Genomic DNA, 19,618 nt, shown 5'->3' with positions numbered 1-19,618 from the left:
CGTCGTATCGGGACAAATCCTGAAACACAAAAAAACCCGGAGCTAAGTATCAGCAGCTTAGCGTCCGGGTCCAAATCAACAACAAAAAACCAAATCTCCGGCGAAACTATATGGGCCGGGTGGGGCCTCCAATTTTGATAATCCTTCGGTCAGAATGGGATTTCTAACGGCAAAGACATTATATTGGAGCGATCCGCGACCTTGTACCTATATGAAGAAAATCGCATTATTCATGGCCCTGGCACTTGTTGGGGCCGCCTGCCGACAGACGTCGGAAACGAAAAGAGAGATTGCCGTCCGCGACACCACCATTACGGTCGAAAATTCTTTCACAGAACTTTTTATCGATACGACGGCCCTCGCTTCCTACATCACCGCACATTCGCTCGGCGATAGCCTGAATGCCAAACTACGGAGCTTTTACAATCACCGGAATTACCAGTATGCCTGGTTTTTTCCCGATGGCGTGGCTGAATTTGTACCCATTTTCCAGAGCCTGCGCAACGATTACATCCATTACTCGGGCGATAGCACGCTGTACAATCCGTCGCTCGATAAGGTTATCGATTCACTTTCCCAGTTGAAAAAGATCAGTCCCGATAATGCGCTGGTAGTCGACGCCGAGCTTGCCTTGACGGAACAATTTTTCCGCTACACCGACCTCGCCTATTCCGGCGACCACAAGATCAACACGCAGGAACTGAACTGGTTTATTCCCCGCCGGAAGCTGAACCCGGAAGTTTTTCTGGATTCACTTTTGAAAAACAAAGGGCAAAACGTAACGGCGTATGAACCCGTGAACCGTCACTATAATTTACTGAAAGAAAAAGTATTACAATATTACGAACTGACCCGGAACGGCGAACCGGATACTGTCGCCGCTTCGAAAAAACTCCGTGAGGGCGATCGCGATACGCTCGTGAGCGTATTGAAAGCCCGGCTGCATTTACTTGGCGACCTTCCCGAGCCTGATAGCACACCTGTTTTTGATACCACGCTTACTAACGCCGTTAGGCATTTTCAGCAGCGTGTCGGGCAAAAACAAACGGGCGTCGCTGGCCCGGCGTTTTTCAGGGAATTAAATGTGCCCGTAGCGAGCCGCATTCGCCAGATGCTCATTAATATGGAGCGCATTCGCTGGATGCCCGCCGCTCCTCCTACCGATTACATTCTCGTGAACATCCCCGAATTTACTTTACATGCTTACGAAGATGGCAAATTGTCATTCGATATGGCGGTAGTGGTAGGTTCGGAGGCCAATAGTACTGTCATTTTTTCAGGTACTTTAAATCAGATCGTGTTTAGCCCATACTGGAACGTGCCTGCTAGCATTCTCAAAAAGGAAGTTCTGCCGGGAATCAAGAAAAACCCGAACTATCTGGCACGCCACAACATGGAGTGGAACGGCGGATCGGTGCGGCAGAAACCGGGAAAATCGAACTCACTTGGACTTATAAAGTTCTTATTTCCAAACAGTTATAGCATTTACTTCCACGATACGCCAAGCAAAAGTCTCTTCAAGGAAAGTCAGCGGGCATTCAGCCACGGCTGCATCCGGCTTTCAGAACCTAAAAAAATGGCGGAATGGCTCCTGCGCCGCGACAGTACCTGGACTGACGAAAAAATTACGGCGGCGATGAATGCGGGAAAAGAAAAATATGTGCGGCTCCGCGGCAAAAACGAGGTGCCGGTTTTTATCGGCTATTTCACTTCCTGGGTCGATCAGCACGGCAATTTGCAGTTCCGCAGGGATGTGTACGGGCACGATCGCAAGATGGAGGAGCGGCTTTTTGGCAACAACGAAATGCCTGTCGCACAGGCAGCCGCTCCCTGACCCATTCCGTTCGGGCACGATTTTAATCGCTAACTAGTCAGTGCAAAGGTAACCTGTACGATACCGGTCGGCGATTGATATTCTGAAAAAGCCGTCGTACCTTTGCTAACATCGTTAGGTAAATATTGCATTACCATGGGAATCCTCGAACGAAAAATACGGCAGAAAGAAAATATGCGGACCAATATCCTGGCGGTAGCCTTGCAATTGGTTAAAGAAGAAGGCTGGCAATCCCTGTCAATCAGGAAGATAGCCGACGCCATCGAATACAGCGTACCGGTGATCTACGATCACTTCGAAAATAAAGAAGCGATTCTCTTTGAACTTTCTATGGACGGTTTCCGGTTACTCGATAGATTGCTGGAAAAAGACAAGCGCAAACATGCGGATCCGGAAGAGCGGTTAAGGGCCCATGCCGAGACTTACTGGAACTTTGCTTTTAAAAATCCCGAATACTATCAGCTCATGTACGGTTTGGGAATGCCCTGTTCAAGCCCGGGCAAGGCAAAACCGGAGTTCAACAGCTTCCGCGACCACATAGGAGAGGCAATTGAAGGAATCGTTACCGATAAAAAATCTTCCGATGAGGAAACTTGCTTTAAAATTCATGCGTTCTGGTCAGTACTCCACGGTCTGATTTCAATCGTAATGATGCGTTGCTCGGATATCGACGACTCTCAAATGAACAAAAAAGTAATGGACGATTCTGTTAATGCTTTCATCAAAAACCTGTAATTTTTTTCCTTTTAGGTTAACACCGTTAGTAATAATAACTTCACTACCTATTCACAAACAACTGATTATCACCGCAAAAATGTCCACATCCATGAAAACCGTCCAACTAAAAACAGCAAAAGGGCTAGCTGCATTCCTGTTGCTGGCCGCGGGCTCCGCAGCCATATATAGCTGTGGTTCATCCACCGCCAATGCTCCCGCTTCGGCAGCACCTGCACAGGCCCTGCCGGTTATCACCGTTAGCGATCACGAAGTGACCGCGCACCGCGAATTCACTGCTTCCATCGAAGGAAGCCGCGATATCGAAATCCGTCCGCAGGTAGATGGCTACCTCGACCGTATTTCCGTAGACGAAGGCGCATATGTTCGCAAGGGACAAGTCCTGTTCCATATCGACGCCCGTCCGTATACCGAGCAACTCAATACTGCAAAAGCCAGTCTGCAATCGGCAAAAGCCGCATTGGAAAGCGCTTCGATCAATGTCGAGAAGCTTACCCCACTGGTGGCCAACAAAGTGGTATCGGACGTTCAGCTAAAAACCGCGAAAGCGGCTTACGATGCGGCCAAGGCTAACGTCGCGCAGGCGCAGGCGGCCGTGGATGCAGCGAAGATCAACGTCGGTTATACTTCGGTTACCGCACCGGCTGATGGCTATATCGGCACCATTCCTTTCAAAACGGGTAGCCTTGTGGGCAAGAACACCACGGAAGCACTGACGGTCCTCTCCGAAACGAAAGAGATCCATGTTTACTTCTCGATGAGCGAGCTCGATTTCCTCGACTTCAAGCAGCAATTCGAAGGCAATACGATTGAACAGAAGATCAAAAACATCCCGCCGGTTGAGCTCGTACTGGCCGACAACAGCACTTACCCGCAAAAAGGAAAAGTAGAAGTCGTTGAAGGACAATTCGATAAAACCATGGGTGCGATCAACTTCCGCGCGACGTTCCCGAATGGAAACGGTTTGCTGCGCTCGGGTAACACCGGCAGGATCCGCATTCCGCGTCAGCTTACGAAGTCGGTACTGATCCCTCAGGAAGCTACATTCGAATTGCAGGACAAGGTGTTTGTTTACACCGTGCTCGATAGCAATAAAGTCGAAGGCCGTCCTGTTACGGTCGCCGATCGCAGCGGGCGCTACTACCTGATTTCCAAAGGTTTGAAACCGGGAGAAAAGATCGTATACGCCGGACTTGACAGGTTGCGCGACGGAATGGCCATCGCTCCGCAGAAAATGTCGATGGACAGTCTGCTGCACGCCAATCCGATTTAAGCAGCCGGGGTGTAAAAGGTTTACGAATTCCACACCAATTAGCAGAGCACCATCGCATTAACCAATGCGATGGACCGCTCCCGCTTTGCCAAAACACTCGATCATGAGCCCCGTGAACGGGGACAAATTCAAACAATATGTTTCAGAAATTTATAGAAAGGCCCGTCCTTTCGACGGTAATATCCATCCTGATATTGCTCCTGGGGATCATATCGCTCACTACGCTGCCGATAACGAAATTCCCCGACATCGCACCGCCGACGGTCCAGGTGACCGCCGTGTATCCCGGCGCGAACGCCGAAGTGGTTGCCCGCGCAGTGGCAACGCCTATCGAAGAAGCCGTGAACGGGGTTGAGAACATGACGTACATGACGTCATCGTCCAACAACGACGGTACCATGGCGCTGAACGTGTACTTTAAACAGGGTACCGATCCCGATATCGCCGCGGTAAACGTGCAGAACCGCGTTTCCAAAGCGGTAAGCCAGATTCCGCAGGAAGTTGTACAAGCCGGTATTTCCACGCAGAAGCAGCAGAACTCGATCATCATGTTCGTGGCGCTTTCGAGCGACGACAGTACTTACGACGAGACGTTCCTTTTGAATTACATTAAGATCAACCTCGTACCTCAGCTACAACGTATACCGGGGGTCGGTCAGGCGCAGCCGTTCGGTACGCGCGATTATTCGATGCGTATCTGGCTCAAACCGGACCGTCTTGCAGCTTACGGACTTTCGCCTCAGGAAGTAACAGGTGCCATTCGTGAACAGAGCCTTGAAGCGGCCCCGGGCCGTTTGGGAGAAGCGAGCAAAGAGGTTTTCGAATATGTTTTGAAATACAAGGGAAAACTCACGCAGAACAAAGAATATGAGGACATTATCATCAAAGCCAATAGCGATGGCTCGGTGATCCGCCTCAAAGACGTGGCGCGGGTTGAATTCGGCTCGTATACCTATTCTTCGAATGGTAAACTGAATGGCAATGCCTCTTCCGGTGTGGCTGTGTTCCAGACCGCCGGTACCAATGCGAACGACATTCTGATCCAGGCCGAAAAACTGATCGACGATTTCTCCAAAACGTTGCCAAAAGGCGTGAAAACGACCATCATGTACAACTCGAAGGACTTCCTCGACGAGTCGATCAACCAGGTACGTTCGACACTTTTGGAAGCATTCATCCTTGTGTTTATCGTTGTATTCATCTTCCTGCAAGATTTCCGCTCGACATTGATCCCGGCCATTGCGGTTCCGGTAGCCATTATCGGTACGTTCTTCTTCATGCAGCTTTTCGGGTTCACGATCAACTTTCTGACGCTCTTTGCGTTGGTACTCGCCATCGGTATCGTGGTCGATGATGCCATTGTGGTCGTCGAAGCGGTGCACTCCAAAATGGAGCGAACGCACCTGGCGGCGAAAAGCGCTACGATTGAATCCATGAATGAAATTTCAGGTGCGATCATTTCAATCACCCTCGTGATGGCCGCAGTATTCGTACCGGTCGGATTTATGCAGGGTCCCGCCGGGGTGTTTTACCGGCAGTTTGCATTTACATTAGCCATAGCCATTTTGATTTCCGCGCTGAACGCATTGACACTCAGCCCCGCGCTTTGTGCATTGTTCCTGAAAAACCCGCATGCGGAAGAAGGAAATGGAACCCGCAAAGGTTTTGCAGCTCGCTTCTTCGCCGCATTCAATGCAGGGTTTGAGTCAATGACCGGACGCTACGTAAAAAGCCTGCAATTCCTGATCCGTCGCAAATGGGTGACCATCATCGGATTGGTCGTAATCTCAGGGACAACACTTTGGCTCACCAAAACCACTCCAACCGGTTTCATTCCAACCGAAGATCAGGGCTTCCTCCTGTATGCGCTCAACACGCCTCCGGGCAGCTCGCTCGATCGTACATCCAAAGCGATGGCACAGGTGGATAGTATCGTAAAACGCTCCCCTATCGCCGATCAGCGGTATATTGTGGAGGGTATGAACATCATTTCCAACTCCAATGCATCGCCTTATGGTGTAGGATTTATCCGCATGAAACCGAAGGCAGAGCGCGGCGAGGTACAGGATTTCAACCAGATCGTTGGTATGATGTCACAGCAGGTGCGGGCGGTGAACGATGCGAATGCATTCTTCTTCACCTTCCCGACTGTCGATGGTTTCGGTAACGTCAGTGGTTTTGAGTTTATGCTCCAAGACCGTGGAAACGGTTCGCTGGAAAAACTGAGCACAACTACCAATGCATTCATTGGCGCATTGATGCAACGCCCCGAGATTGCCTACGCATTCACGACATTTGCCACGGGTAACCCGCAGTTTATGCTGGAAGTCGATAATAATAAAGCCAAACAGCTGAATGTACCTGTGAACGAGCTGCTGCAAACGTTGCAGATCTATTACGGGTCCAGTTTTGTGTCGGATTTCAACCGGTTCGGGAAATATTACCGAGTGATGGCGCAAGCCGATCCGTCGTACCGCAAGAATCCGTCGTCGTTGGATGGTATTTATGTTAAAAACACCGAAGGTGAAATGGTACCTGCCAACCAGCTGGTAAAATTGAAACGTGTGTTCGGACCAGAAACCGTGACCCGCAACAACTTGTACAACGCAGTCATGATCAACGGAACGCCGAAACCGGGTTACAGTACCGGTGATGCCATCCGCGCTGTGCAGGAAACAGCCGAGAAGGTCCTGCCGAACAACTACAAAACCGAATGGACCGGTATGACGCGTGAAGAGATCAACTCAGGCTCGCAGATCATCCTGATCTTCGTTTTGAGCCTCGTGTTTGTGTACTTCCTGCTCGCAGCGCAGTACGAAAGCTACATCCTGCCGTTTGCCGTGATCCTGACGATCCCGCTCGGTGTATTCGGGTCAATGCTGTTTATCAACTGGATGGGTATTGAAAACAACATCTACGTACAGGTTGGTCTGATCATGCTCATCGGTCTGCTCGCGAAAAACGCGATCCTGATCATCGAGTATGCCGTGCAGCGCCGGCAAGCAGGTATGACCATCGTCGAATCGGCCCTGGAAGCTTCCCGCCTGCGTTTGCGCCCGATCCTGATGACCTCGTTCGCATTCATCGTTGGTCTGTTGCCGCTGATGCGCGCTACCGGTGGCTCGGCCCTCGGTAACCGGTCGATCGGTACCGGTGCGGTAGGCGGTATGCTAACGGGCGTAATCCTAGGGGTATTTGTGATCCCCGTCCTGTACGTGATATTCCAGTATTTGCAGGAAAAAGTCGTTAAAAAACCCGTACAGCCGAAACTGGTCGAGGCAGAAGCGCACTAGTCCATTATTAGAATAACATCATGAAAAATACATTTAGATTAACGCAAATACCCGTTCTGATTCTGCTGGTAACCCTGCTCGCCTCTTGTAAGGTGAGCAAGGACTACCAGCGCCCGGAACTGGCACTGCCCACCGAATACCGCAGTGTGCCTTATGGCGACACCGCCACCATCGCGGATATGGGCTGGAAGGAATTCTTCCCCGACACAACGCTGCAACGGCTCATCGAGCGCGGCATTGCCTACAATTACGACCTGCAAATCGCGCTGAAACGCATCGATATCGCACAACAGCAGGTAAAACAGGCGAGATTGCTGCAACTTCCCCGCCTCGACCTGCGTGTTGCCGGCACTTATAACCGCCCTTCGAACAACAGTTTGAACGGACTCAGCGCCAGCAGCTTCCTGAAATCGAGCCATATCGAGAACTACATTGCCTCGGTAGATTTGTCATGGGAAGCCGATATCTGGGGCAAGATCCGCCGCCAGCAGCAAGCCACCATGGGCCAGTACCTGCAAACTTATGAAGCTACCAAAGCGGTCCAGACCCGCCTCGTGGCCGATATCGCAAAAGGTTTTTTCAACCTGCTCATGCTCGGCAAACAGCTGGAAGTTGCCAAACACAACCTGGAACTGAGCAACAATACCCTGAAACTGACCAACCTGCTGAAAGACGCCGGTGAAGTAACCTCGCTTTCCGTGCAACAATCGGAAGCGCAGCGCGAAGCCATCGCATTGCTCATTCCGCAATTGGAACAGGATATAGCCATTCAGGAAAATGCATTGCAAGTGCTGACCGGCCAAATGCCGAACGCGATCGACCGCAAAGTAAAACTGGCCGATTTCAAGGCGAACGACAGCCTTGCTACCGGTGTACCGGCAGCGCTCGTAAGCCGCCGACCCGATGTTCGCGCCGCTGAAATGTCGGTACTGATCGCGAATGCAGAGCTGGGCATAGCTCAGGCGAGCATGTACCCGTCGCTTATAATTTCGGCCAGCGGTGGTATCGAATCGTTCAAATCGAGCAACTGGTTCAACATTCCCGGATCGTTGTTCGGGATTGCAGCCGGTACCATAGCACGGCCGATATTCGCCAGAAGGCAATTGAAAACCAACCTGGAAGTGGCCAAAATAGAGCGTGAGCAATCGGTACTGGAATTCCGGCAATCGGTTTTGAATGCGGTGGGCGAAGTCTCCAATTCTCTGGTTCAAACCAAAAAACTGAAAGAGCAGGAAGCCATTGCCAGCAACCAGGTGAATATCCTGCAACAGGCCATTTCCAATGCGCAATTGCTCTACCAAAGCGATATGGCCAACTATTTGGAAGTGATCACGGCCCAGGGCAATGCCTTGCAGGCCGAACTGAACCTCGCATTCATCCGCAGCCAATCGCTCGTAGCGCGCGTAGACCTCTACCGCAGCCTCGGCGGCGGCTGGAAATAGATTCCACTCAGACCTACATACACTATAGTTAGCGTCTTTGTTAAGTGTAGTAAGCACAAAAAGCCGTCAGACCAGATCCGACGGCTTTTGTATTTTATTTCAAAAATGCTGCTCAGGCTTTGGTAAATGTTTCGGTACCACCATCCACACCCATTATCACCTCGGTGGCAATATTAATAAACAGCCCATGCTCCACGACGCCAACAATGCGGGTTAATTGATCCGCCAGTAATGCAGGATCCTGGATCAATCCAAAATCTCCGTCAATCAGCAGGTTTCCTTGTTCTGTAATCAATGGTTTACCCTCAACGAGTCGAATTTTCCCGGCACCATTCAACTTTTTAAGTTGTCCCAAAACATAGTTTCGCGCGTAGGGAATCACCTCAATAGGCACCGTAAACTTGCCAAGCAGTTCTACTTTCTTGGTAGAATCAGTAATAATGATTTCCTGTTTGGACAGCGAAGCAACCACCTTCTCTTTCAGCAGAAAACTTCCCCCGCCTTTGATGAGCTGCAAATCTTCGGTAAACTCGTCAGCGCCGTCGATGGTAATGTCGATCGAATCGACATCCTCGATTTTCAGCAAAGGAATACCCAATGATTCGGCCAACTCCCTCGTCTTTTCAGACGTAGGAACACCTTTAATATCCAGCCCATTCTTCACGAGCTCCCCGATTTCTGCAATAGCAATATAGGCCGAGCTTCCGGAGCCAAGGCCGACGACCTGCCCGTTGGAAAGGTACTTGACCGCTTCTTTGGCGGCTAATGTTTTTTCGTTTTTGAGATCTTTCATAAATATCATCTACCGTGGTAGCAAAGAAACCCTGTTTTTCTAAAAAGGTAAAGCCCTCTCTACGGCAAGGTTTTTGCATGAATGGCAGGTAAGGGAGAGCCTTTCCCTGTCGCAAACGACCTTTTTCACATAAAACCACTCATATCAATAGCCTTATGCCCAAATATATGCTTACCATGTCGGCCCAACAAGATGGGGTAATTTTAACCAGTTCGTACGATTTTGAAGCAAAATCACACTTCTCCGAAGACATGCTGATCAGGGATTTTCAGGAATTTAATCCGGATTACAAAGATATCCGCGTCATTTCCTACATTGAAATTGCGCCCGATCTGCGCATGAAACCTATTATCGATAATTCGCCGATCCTCAACAGGCTGGCTTACGCGTAAGCAGGGCGTGGCCGGAAAGTGCGGGGTAATCGAAGATATCCATCACCACTTAGCCCGCTCATACTGGACCGGCCACGCAACCCCTTCCTTCAAATCCCGGGCCGCTTCCAATGGGAAGTAAGGGTTCCGCAATATTTCCCTTGCCATTATGATCATATCCGCATCGCCATTCACAAGAATAGTCTCGGCCTGCAAGGAATTGGTGATCATACCAACGGTGCCCGTCAGAATGCCTGTTTCCCGTTTGATACGTGAGGCGAACGGCAGCTGATAAGCCGGACCGACGGTGATCTGCTGGTGAGCCGCCAGTCCACCCGACGACACATCGATCAGGTCGATACCTTTTTCTTTGAGGATATGTGCAAGTTGTACGGATTCGTCCGGATTCCAGCCGCCTTCTGCCCAATCGGTGGCTGAAATGCGTGTAAACAATGGCAGATCGGCCGGCCAGACGGTCTGGATTCCGTCGATTATGCGCAGTAACAGGCGGATACGGTTAGCGAAACTTCCACCATACTCGTCGGTGCGGTGGTTGCTGAGCGGCGACAGGAACTGGTGAACGAGATAACCGTGGGCGGCGTGGACTTCAATCACTTTAAAACCCGCTTGCAACGCCCTTCTAGCGGCGGCAGTAAAGTCGGAGACTACTTTATCGATACCCGCAGCGTCTAATGCGATCGGTTTGGGGTACGTATCCGAGAATGGGATCGCGGAAGCGGAAACCGTTTGCCATCCGCCCTCGCTCTGAGGCACTTCGGCACGACCTTTCCAGGGCACGGCGGTACTCGCCTTCCTGCCTGCGTGGGCAAGCTGCACACCCGGCACGCATCCCTGCGCGCTAACGAACGCGGTGATCTGCGCGAGTTTTTCGATGTGCTCGTCCTTCCATATTCCCAGGTCTTCGGGCGAAATGCGGCCCTCGGGCGACACGCTGGTCGCTTCCGTGATGATCAGGCCCGCTCCGCCCACGGCTCTGCTGCCGAGATGAACAAGGTGCCAGTCCGTGGCAAACCCGTCGACTGACGAGTACTGGCACATGGGGGAAACGATGATCCTGTTTTTGAACTGGATACTTTTAATCGTAACAGGTGAAAATAACTTTGACATATTGACAAGATTAGATTGGGCTAATATAAAATATCAACCCGCATTATCCTGCAAACGTGCGATATTCCTGAAAAGGATCGCCTTGTCGGAATCCGAATGCGCCAGGCTGATGGCCGTCTCGTAATGGACAATGGCCTGTGCTTCATCGATACCCGCATAGAGATTACCAAGCAGCGAGTAGTAAAAATGGTTATTGGTCAGGTTCAAATGCCGCGCCTCTACAATCGCCGCCTCCTTCCCATTGACTTTGGCAAAAGCATAAACCCGGTTCAAGGCGGCAATAGGCGAATACTCGATGGCCAGCAAATGGTTGTACAGGTCGAGGATGTTCTCCCACTTTTCGTGCGAATCTTCCTTATGGGTATGCCAATAGGCAATGCCGGCTTCGAGATGGTAGCGGCTGAGCTTCTCACCGGTGGAAGCTCGGCTCAGGTAATACGCTCCTCGTTCGATGAGTTCCCGGTTCCACAGCGATTCGTCCTGATCTTCGTAGAGCACCATTTCGCCATTCTGATTCATACGCGCCTCGAATCTCGAAGAATGGAAGCACATCAGCGAAAGCAATGCGCTTGCTTCCGGGCGATTGGTCAGCTCGTTATCAACTAATAGAAAATTAAGCCGCATAGCCTCCGCACAAAGCTCCTTACGCAATGTAGCATTCTGGGAAATAGAATAATAACCTTCGGAATAAAGTACATAAATCGTGGTCAGTACCGTATCCAGCCGCTCGCTTATCTCGGCCACACTTGGCTGTTCGATACTGATGTTTCCCTCCTTCAATTTCTCCTTCGCGCGCTGGATGCGCTTGTACACGACTTCCTTGTTCAGTAAAAAGGCATCCGCAATCTCCTGCACACCAAACCCGCAAAGCAGGTTCAGCGCGAGGGCCACCTGCGAATCCGCCGGGATCAGTGGGCTGCAAACGGCAAAAATCATCGCCAGCTGGCTGTCCGTGATATTTTTTGGCGACATATCGATTTCGATCTCCGCTTCCTTGTCCGACGAATAGCGGATCTCAGATGCCACTTTCTGCTCGAACACCGAATTGCGCTTCAAATGGTTCTTCGTCCGGTTCTTCGCGACGGTATACAACCACGCAGCCGGGTTTTCGGGCACTCCTTTGATAGCCCAGGTTTCGGCGGCAGCTAAAAATGTATCACTCGCAATGTCCTCGGCGATTTCGACATGCTCGATCCCAAAAAGGTAGCAGAGCACGGCCACTAGTTTGCGATATTCGGTCCTGAAAAGGTGTGGCAGCAGTTCTTTTTCCTCCATGATATATTTTAGAGACTGACCGTCGCGCGTCGGCCAGTAAAGCCGGGCGTCGATGGTCAGCCCCTAAAATATCAAAAAAGGGCCAGCAAACTGCAATCAGAGTGCTTTCCTGATTTCCACAGTCCCGCCGATTTCGAGAATGGGCACGGCTTTGGCAAACTCGGCAGCCTCATCGTAATCCGCTGCCCGAATGATCACCACCCCGCCGATCGCCTCCTTGATCTCAGCATAAGGACCATTGAGCACGGTCTTCCGGGCATCCACCACCAGCCCTTCCCCGTCCCACCGCCTCCGGAGCACGATCCGGTCTTCGGAGGCCATTTTATCATACCAGGCATGCCATTTCTGGAAATGCTCCTGCAATTGCTCGGGGGATGGCTGAATTTCCCGGTTCTGGAAATCGCGCCGGAATACCAATAAGAACTCGTCCATGATTCGGTACCGTTTTAAAAAAGTGGCTAATCAGTTTGAATGCGAAATCTAATCAGTTTTGGCAAATCAACCGAACATGCCTACGCGGTAAGTTCCGATACCGGCCGGGAATGCGATGTTGATACGGTTCCAGCTGTTGATCGCAGAAACAACCATGGTCAGGTCCACGATTTCCTCTTCGGTAAACTGTGCGGCTACTTCCTTATATACTTCGTCGGTCACGTGCAAGGCATTTACCGCTTCGGCCCATGCAAATGCGGCGCGTTCGCGGTCGGTATAATAAGGCGCTTCGCGCCATGCACTCAGGCCATACAGACGCTGCTCGGTTTCGCCCATGGCACGCAGCTCTTTGGAATGCATATCAAGGCAGTATGCACATCCGTTGATCTGAGATATGCGGAAGTCGATCAGCTCCACCAGTTGGCGACCGAGTGTCGATTTTTTGATATAGCCGTTAAGATTGAAAAGCGGCTTCACTGCATTTTGTCCTTTTTCGAAGAAATTAAGTCTGGTTTCCATTTTCTGAGAATTTTTTGAGTTAAAAAACCTAATGACAACCGACTTTTCAGATCTGGACAAAACTTGAAAAAAAATTTTAACTAGTTTAACAAAGGGAGGCGGCAGGTTGCCACCTGCCCCACGCTACCAATGCTGCAAACGCGGCAAACACCACGTTGAACACGGGCGATTCGCCTCTCGAAAGGTGAAAGGCCATGGCGCAAACCATTAGCAGTACCACGCCCACGGCCGCAAAATAGGTTAATGCGGGCCAAATGTTCAACAATGCAGGCAACACCAGACCGAGACCAGCCAGCAAATCGACAAGGCCCGTAAGTTTGACTACCACCGGCGGTACCTGCCCCGTCCATGGCCACATGGCAGAAAGTGCTTCCGCCGTTTGGAACAATTTCATGTAAGCGGCCCAGATGAGCACAACCGCTAGCAGCACCTGCGTAATCCACAACGCGGTATGCAGCAATTTCGAAGATTTCCTGATCGACATAAGATGATGTTTTGTGAGAAAGCAAAAGTATTTACCTTCGCTTTCCGTTCGATAGTACTTTCCCGATTGGATAGTACTATCCGAACGGGTAGTAATGGAACCTACATCATCAAAAACTTGAAATGCTGACAGGAAACGGTTGCCCCAAAACCGCATTATCGATCCGCGACGCCCTTGAAGCGCTGGAAGGGCGTTGGAAATTGTTGATCCTTTTCGCGCTGTCGTCCGGGCCGAAACGCTTCCGGCAGCTCTCGGCGGAAGTGACCGGCATCACCGACAAGATACTGTCCAAAGAACTGAAAGCATTGGAAATGAACCAGCTGATTAACCGGCGCGTCTTCGACACTTTTCCTCCGACGGTAGAATATTCCATCACCGAGCACGGCGCGTCGCTCGAAAAAGTTTTGGAAGAACTGCATTATTGGGGCCTGGCGCACCGGGCGAAAATCATCGGGTAATGCCGGTGGTTGTTCACGGTGCCACAATCACCTTTTGAAACCGGACAGCTCCCCCTTTTTTCCTGATTTGCGCCAGATAAATCCCGGGAGCGAGAACATTTACGGCAATGCCCGCCTTATCGTTTCCAAAAGACTGTAACACAATCTGCCCCACATTATTCATCATCATAATGGATTCGATTCTGACTGCCTCGGCGGGATTAATGTGCAGTTTGTCAGACACGGGATTAGGGTAAAGAACTGCGCCGGCGTTTTTTACAAATAACAGGCTGATAATCCTACTGTAAGCAAAACTTCCATCCATATCCACCATTTTGAGACGGTAGAAGCTTACATTGCCCGGAGAATCTTCGTCCAGAGGATTATCGTCTGTGAAAGCATACGAACGGAGATCGTCACTGTTGACGGCCGCCGACACACGTCCCAAACCCTTCCACATACGCCCGTCACCACTTTTTTGAATGTCAAAGTAATCCGAATGGCTTTCCGCAGTCGTCACCCAGCTCAGCAGCGCCCGATTTTCACTTTCAACCCCTTCAAAGGTGGCCAGTGTAACGGGAAGCGGGCCATTGGTGTGAAAAATATAGGCGGACCCTGCATTCAATATGCTGTTGGCATCCAGCGCATCTTCATCTTCCTGCCAGGCCCCTACGATCGCATAAGCCCCGCCAATAGCCACCGAAACACCAAAGTCGTCGCTTGCGGCACGCACGGCCGCGACGATTTTTTGCTCCTGCCCCCAATTATCGGAGCCGCCCTGATCTTTTCGAAAGATATAAGCAGCTCCCGCCCGGTTTAAGGTATTGGCTTCCGACGCATCCTCTCTTTCGCCCTGGGCACCGGCAATTGCGTACGAACCGTTGATGGATACCGCACCCCCGAAAATGTCGTTTGTGGCACGAATAGCTGGAACGATCTTCCTCAACTGGCCCCAATTGTCCGTTCCACCCTGGTCTTTTTTGAAGATATAAGCAGCACCGGCAGAAAAGAGCGAGTTGGCTTCCGAAGCATCTTCGCTTTCCGACGGAGCCCCTACGATGATATAATCAGCATTGATGGACACCGAACTGCCAAAAGTATCGCCGGCAGCACGTACTGCCGCGGTGAGCTTTTTCACTAATCCCCAGTTATCAGTCCCGCCCTGGTCTTTCCCGAAAACATAAGCCGAACCCGACGAATTTAAGGTATTGGCTTCCAGAGCGTCTTCATCTTCCCGGTAGGCCCCCACAATGGCGAAGGCGCCATTAATGGATACCGAGTACCCAAACCAGTCATCAGCCGCGCGGGTCCCGGCACATATTTTTTTCAATAGCCCCCAGTTCTCTGTACCACCCTCATCCTTTCTGAATATGTATGCAGAACCCGCATCGTTCAAAGAATTGAGTTCATCAGCGTCTTCATCTTCGTTAAAAGCCCCCACAATGATGTAGTCACCGCTGATCGAGACTGAAGAACCAAACTGGTCGGCCACGCTTCGGACCGGAGCTGTGATCTTTTTTACCAGCCCCCAGTTATCTGCTCCGCCCTGGTCTTTTTTGAATATATAGGCAGAGCCCGCATCCTGCACCGTATTAGTCTCAGCGGCGTCTTCATCTTCGATAAAAGCGGTAACGACGGCGTAGTCTCCGTCCATGGCCACAGACAGGCCGAAAGAATCCCCGAAACCACGTATCGGCGCCGTAATTTTTTTTATCTGTGCCCAATTGCCATTATCATTAAACAGGATATAGGCGGCCCCGGCACCCGAAAGACTATTTAACCCGTTTGCATCGGAATTTTCCCTAAGGCCACCAACAATCGCATAATTGCCGGATATCGCCACCGAATATGCATAGCTGTCATCGATACTTCTTGCCGACGAACCTCCATTGTTACTTGCCGTAATTTTGATAATCTGATCCCAACTTTGAGCAAATACATTCAGAGTGCCAGCCTGAAAAATGACGTAAAAGAAAACGACTATCAATAAAGATTTCAGAGGAGGTCTCATGTCAGTTAAGTTTAAAAGATTGAAAACTTTAAACAACTATCACAGCGTGTGTATGAAACTCTAAACGGGTGCGCTGGTCATCGCACCACGGCTATCTTCTGGTACTGCACAGCTCCGCTTTTTTCCCTGATCTGCCCCACGTAAATGCCCGGCGTGAGCCGATCGACGGGAATACCTGCCCTGGCACCTTCAAAAGACCGTAACATGATCCGTCCGGCGCTGTTGACCATTGTAATCGACTCTAATTTTGCTGCCTCTGCCGGATCACAATATAGTTTGTCGGATACGGGATTAGGGTAAAGGATGGTTCGCCAGTTATGAGCAAATGAAAGACTAATAATCCTGCTGAAAGCAAAACTGCCGTCCATGCCGTCCCACCCCAGCGCACCGGCGACGAGATCCACCATTTTAAGGCGATACAAGTATACGTGGCCCGGGGAGTCCTCATCCAGGGGATTTTTATCCAGGAAAGCGTACGACCTAAGCTGATCACTATTAACGGCCGCCAATACACGTCCCAGCGTTTTCCAGATATGGCCATCAACACTTTTTTGAATATCAAAGTATGCCGAATTGCTTTCCATGGTTGTCGCCCAGCTCAGCAGCACCTGGTTTTCTTTCTTAACAGCTTCAAAAGTGATCAGTGTAACCGGCAGCGGCGGCCCTAATTTGAAAATATAAGCAGCCCCGAAGTTATCGTCTGAATATGCACCTACAAGGGTAAAATCTCCGCTCACCGATGTCGCAACACCAAAATTGCCACCGTGGGTGATATTCTGCATCGTCCCCCAATTATCGGGCCCTCCCAGGTCTTTCTCAAAAAAATCAGCCGAACCTTGTCCACCCATCACCGCATAATCACCGCTTATTGCCACCGAAGCGCCCCCGCCGGGCCTTTTTTGTACCTGCCCCCAATTATCGGCCCCTCCCTGACCTTTCTTAAAAATATAACCGCCCTTGGTATAAGCCGCAACAATGGCATAATCGCCGTCGATCGATACAGACCAGCCAAAAGAGTCGCCGCTAGCCCGGTCGGAGGCCGCGACTTTTTTCACTTGTCCCCAATTGTCAGCCCCTCCCAGGTCTTTCTTAAAAATATAGGCGGATCCTGATCCATCCATACTATTGGTTTCCAGGCTGTCTTCATCTTCAAAATTGGCTCCCACGATGGCATAGTCGCCACTTATGGAGACAGAAACGCCGAACCAATCTACGATGCCGCGTACAGAAGCCGTTATTTTTTTTACCTGCCCCCAGTTGTCCGTACCCCCCTGGTCCTTTTTGAAAATATAAGCCGACCCCGAATTGTCCAGCGTATTGGTTTCATTCACGTCGTCATCTTCTAAATACGCACTTACAATGGCGTAATTGCCGCTGATCGATACCGAATAACCAAATCTGTCTTGTACATCACGTGTGGAAGCCGTAATTTTTTTCAGCAAACCCCAGTTGTCCGGCCCTCCCTGGTCCTTTTTGAAAATATAAGCCGACCCTGCATTGAACAAAGTATTAGTCTCCAGCGCATCGTCATCCTCCTGGTGAGCGCCAACAATGGCATAGTCCCCGTTGATTGAGACAGAAACCCCAAAGTTGTCAGCGTACTCACGGACAGGTGCTGTGATCTTTTTTACCTGGACCCAGTTTCCGGCATTGTTGTAAAGGATGTAGGCAGCTCCCGTCAATGCAACCGTATCTAACCCATTTCCGTCCTCTCCTTCACCATAGGATCCAACGATAGCATAATTTCCGGATATTGACACAGCATATCCGTACTCATCGTTGGCACTTCTTGCCGAAGAAGCGTCATTGTTTTGCGCGGTAACTTTGATAATCTGATTCCAGGTTTGAGCAAAAGTGTGAACAGTGCTGATCAGGAAAATGGTGTAAAAAAGGACCATTTTCAGAAAGGATTGTAGAGGAGGTTTCATATAAGTTAAGTTTAATAGACTAAAATCTTAACAAACTGTAACTGCGTGTGTATGAAACTAAAAACCTATATCAATCTATACATTTTCTTTCAATAATCCTATTTTAAAACATTCTTATTTTGCCTTTTCCCCGCCAGATTTTGTGCCGGTTACCATCGCTCCTCAGCAATTTCTTCTTCTATTTTCGCATTAATATCGATCCGGGCGTCGCGAAAGATAAAGACCGTCGTCCCCCACTCCCGGGAATAGCGGTTGCCGACCGAATCCGCTGCATAACCCGTCGCGAACAAAGGACCGGTTTCCTTCATTTCCGCTCCCCGTTCCCACCAGTTTTTAACCCTGACCAGGTGCTTGTATTTTTTGGTCAGGTCGAACCAATCCACGTAGTCCGCGTTAAAAGTTACCGCGCGGACACCCTGTTTGGTATAATAGTTAATAGCCCCTGCCTGCCCATAGTTATCGCAAAGGACGAGTGTCCTCTCCCGATCGGGCATTGACGCGTAAGCTGCATCGACTTTGGCCGCCAGCTCCCGCCAGCCCAGCATGTCCGCGAAGTCCTGGGGCAACTGGTGATCCTTGCCATCTTCCCACCGCAGCAGGCCCAGCTTTTGATAAGGCCCGGGATTGGCGACGATCTGTTCAGGTGTTTTGTTCGGAAATGCTACGTTGAACAACGGTATAAAAAGAACAACGGGAATCAGAACAAAGACCCCGCGTAGCCAGACTGCATTCACTTTGGCACCAATGTATACCGCCCCGAAGGCAATGTAAACCGGGTAGATGCCTATGGCGTAATAGCTTTTCGCACGCAGGTAGGTAAAGACTGCAAGCGTAATGATGATGGAGAAAAAGAACACGCGGAATGGCGCAAAGGGTTTGTGGCTTAATAAACCATACAATCCTGCCGCAATGACGAATAATGATCCTATGAAAAACAAGAGTTGTTCCTTTAAAAAATCGGCGCGTTTTACATTCACGAGCTGGGTTTCGGCCAGCAGTTTCATATGGTGAAAAACGGGGAAATTGTGCTGGTACTGCCAGATGAGGTTAGGCAGGATCATCAGGAATGCCAGCAACATGGCAAGATAAATGTGTTTGTTCAGCAGCAGCTTACGTTGCGGTGTGAGCAGCAGGGCCGGAAGCAGGCCTGCGACGGCGAATATGATATTGTATTTATTTAAAACACCAATCCCGAACACGGCTGCAAAGCCATAGAGCCAGCGACGGTCCCGGGACTGTATGAAACAGATCAGAAAGTAATAAAGCGTCGTCCAGCACAGGACATCGACGGAATTAGGTTGAAACAACTGATTTAGCCTCAATAAAACCGAAAACAGGGTGCAGGACCCGGCAAGCAGACAGGCATATAAACCCCCGCCTAACCGTTCGACTGTTTTCCAGACCACCAGCATCGTCAGCGCTCCGAACAATGCCGGAAAGAACCGGACCGTCCATATGCCATTCCCCAAAACACCAATGAGCCAGGCGACCCAGGAGGTAACCGGCGGCACCGACATAAAACCCCACGCCAGGTGGTTACCCTGGTCGAGGTGGAGGTACTCGTCGCGGTGCAGTTCGTAACCGGGAATAATGAGGAAATATTGTAACAGGAATTTCAGGGCAATAAATGCCAGCAGCAGGGCGGTTTTTGGGGTCATAGGTC

General features: G+C 50.4%; 16 protein-coding genes. 7 read left to right on the top strand and 9 right to left on the bottom strand.

All coding sequences use genetic code 11. From position 1 onward, the window contains the following. Window positions 1-232 precede the first annotated feature (232 nt). From AAHB90_RS04465 to AAHB90_RS04445, 5 genes are all read left to right on the top strand, one after another. Window positions 233-1,834, top strand: a complete 1,602-nt coding sequence (locus AAHB90_RS04465) for a L,D-transpeptidase family protein (protein ID WP_342083706.1) — start codon at window positions 233-235, stop codon at window positions 1,832-1,834. A gap of 135 nt (window positions 1,835-1,969) precedes the next feature. Then, window positions 1,970-2,569, top strand: a complete 600-nt coding sequence (locus tag AAHB90_RS04460) for a TetR/AcrR family transcriptional regulator (protein ID WP_342083705.1) — start codon at window positions 1,970-1,972, stop codon at window positions 2,567-2,569. Between the two features lie 91 nt (window positions 2,570-2,660). Beyond that, entirely contained in the window at window positions 2,661-3,842 is a 1,182-nt protein-coding gene (locus tag AAHB90_RS04455; RefSeq protein WP_342083704.1) for an efflux RND transporter periplasmic adaptor subunit, read from the top strand. Window positions 3,843-3,979: 137 nt separating this feature from the next. After that, window positions 3,980-7,135 (top strand): efflux RND transporter permease subunit, encoded by a 3,156-nt coding sequence (locus tag AAHB90_RS04450; protein ID WP_342083703.1) that lies wholly within the window; start codon window positions 3,980-3,982, stop codon window positions 7,133-7,135. A 20-nt stretch (window positions 7,136-7,155) separates the two neighbouring features. Continuing rightward, the gene (locus AAHB90_RS04445; RefSeq protein ID WP_342083702.1) at window positions 7,156-8,577 is read left to right on the top strand and encodes an efflux transporter outer membrane subunit; all 1,422 of its coding nucleotides are present in this window, start codon (window positions 7,156-7,158) and stop codon (window positions 8,575-8,577) included. Window positions 8,578-8,689: 112 nt separating this feature from the next. Here AAHB90_RS04445 and rpiA read toward each other — a convergent pair whose 3' ends face one another. After that, window positions 8,690-9,370 carry a ribose-5-phosphate isomerase RpiA gene (rpiA, locus tag AAHB90_RS04440; protein WP_342083701.1) on the bottom strand — a complete coding sequence of 227 codons (681 nt, stop codon included), beginning with the start codon at window positions 9,368-9,370 and terminating at the stop codon, window positions 8,690-8,692. Window positions 9,371-9,546: 176 nt separating this feature from the next. Between rpiA and AAHB90_RS04435 the strand changes: the two genes are divergently transcribed. Beyond that, a complete protein-coding gene (locus tag AAHB90_RS04435; RefSeq protein ID WP_342083700.1) occupies window positions 9,547-9,762 on the top strand; it encodes a hypothetical protein in 216 nt (71 codons plus the stop codon). Between the two features lie 42 nt (window positions 9,763-9,804). Here AAHB90_RS04435 and AAHB90_RS04430 read toward each other — a convergent pair whose 3' ends face one another. The 5 genes from AAHB90_RS04430 to AAHB90_RS04410 form a co-directional block, all read right to left on the bottom strand. After that, a complete protein-coding gene (locus AAHB90_RS04430) occupies window positions 9,805-10,869 on the bottom strand; it encodes an NADH:flavin oxidoreductase/NADH oxidase (protein ID WP_342083699.1) in 1,065 nt (354 codons plus the stop codon). Window positions 10,870-10,902: 33 nt separating this feature from the next. After that, on the bottom strand, window positions 10,903-12,144 hold the full coding sequence (locus AAHB90_RS04425; protein ID WP_342083698.1) for an RNA polymerase sigma factor: 1,242 nt from the start codon (window positions 12,142-12,144) through the stop codon (window positions 10,903-10,905). Window positions 12,145-12,240: 96 nt separating this feature from the next. Continuing rightward, window positions 12,241-12,576, bottom strand: coding sequence for a YciI family protein (locus tag AAHB90_RS04420; protein ID WP_342083697.1), 336 nt, complete (start codon window positions 12,574-12,576; stop codon window positions 12,241-12,243). A gap of 66 nt (window positions 12,577-12,642) precedes the next feature. After that, window positions 12,643-13,095 (bottom strand): carboxymuconolactone decarboxylase family protein, encoded by a 453-nt coding sequence (locus tag AAHB90_RS04415; RefSeq protein WP_342083696.1) that lies wholly within the window; start codon window positions 13,093-13,095, stop codon window positions 12,643-12,645. 85 nt (window positions 13,096-13,180) lie between these two features. Next, window positions 13,181-13,579, bottom strand: a complete 399-nt coding sequence (locus AAHB90_RS04410; protein WP_342083695.1) for a DoxX family protein — start codon at window positions 13,577-13,579, stop codon at window positions 13,181-13,183. 122 nt (window positions 13,580-13,701) lie between these two features. On the opposite strand from AAHB90_RS04410, the gene AAHB90_RS04405 reads away from it, so the two are divergent. After that, window positions 13,702-14,037, top strand: a complete 336-nt coding sequence (locus AAHB90_RS04405; RefSeq protein WP_342083694.1) for a winged helix-turn-helix transcriptional regulator — start codon at window positions 13,702-13,704, stop codon at window positions 14,035-14,037. A 13-nt stretch (window positions 14,038-14,050) separates the two neighbouring features. Here AAHB90_RS04405 and AAHB90_RS04400 read toward each other — a convergent pair whose 3' ends face one another. The 3 genes from AAHB90_RS04400 to AAHB90_RS04390 all read right to left on the bottom strand — a co-directional run bounded on the left by AAHB90_RS04400 (window position 14,051) and on the right by AAHB90_RS04390 (window position 19,613). Further along, a complete protein-coding gene (locus AAHB90_RS04400) occupies window positions 14,051-16,027 on the bottom strand; it encodes a T9SS type A sorting domain-containing protein (RefSeq protein ID WP_342083693.1) in 1,977 nt (658 codons plus the stop codon). Between the two features lie 77 nt (window positions 16,028-16,104). Next, on the bottom strand, window positions 16,105-17,955 hold the full coding sequence (locus tag AAHB90_RS04395; protein ID WP_342083692.1) for a T9SS type A sorting domain-containing protein: 1,851 nt from the start codon (window positions 17,953-17,955) through the stop codon (window positions 16,105-16,107). A 149-nt stretch (window positions 17,956-18,104) separates the two neighbouring features. After that, a complete protein-coding gene (locus AAHB90_RS04390) occupies window positions 18,105-19,613 on the bottom strand; it encodes a glycosyltransferase family 39 protein (protein ID WP_342083691.1) in 1,509 nt (502 codons plus the stop codon). Window positions 19,614-19,618: the final 5 nt, after the last annotated feature.

It is taken from the genome of Dyadobacter sp. OTU695, from assembly GCF_038440355.1.
GTDB lineage: Bacteria > Bacteroidota > Bacteroidia > Cytophagales > Spirosomataceae > Dyadobacter.
The sequence above is the reverse complement of the archived record's forward strand: the minus strand, read 5'-3'. Positions and strand labels throughout refer to the sequence as shown.